Raw genomic sequence first — 307 nt, forward strand, 5'->3', positions numbered from 1 at the left:
TCGTACTTGAGGTCGAACGCGTGCTGTCCATCGACGAGATGTCGAGCCTGGCCGAAGCCGGTCAGACACCCGCTCTCGATTTCGACGCGCACTGAGATCCGCATATGCCAGACGCAGCCGCACTCAACGACCGCGAATTCGGCCAGTTCCAATCCTGGCTGTATCGCGCAGCGGGTATCAATCTGTCGCCGGCCAAGAAGGCGCTGGTAGCCGGCCGCCTGTTCAAGCGCCTCAAGCACTATGAACTGAAAAGCTATGGCGACTACTTCAAGCTGATCATGACGGACCAGCGCCACGGTGAACTGCA

At 59.3% G+C, this 307-nt stretch carries 2 pseudogenes; both read left to right on the forward strand.

Features of this window, described 5'->3' with window-relative positions:
* Positions 1 to 95 (forward strand): annotated as a pseudogene (locus tag EE949_RS01000) (chemotaxis protein CheW); the annotation flags it as partial.
* A 9-nt stretch (positions 96 to 104) separates the two neighbouring features.
* A pseudogene (locus EE949_RS01005) lies at positions 105 to 307 on the forward strand (CheR family methyltransferase); the annotation flags it as partial.

The organism is Pseudomonas viridiflava (assembly GCF_900602065.1).
GTDB lineage: Bacteria > Pseudomonadota > Gammaproteobacteria > Pseudomonadales > Pseudomonadaceae > Aquipseudomonas.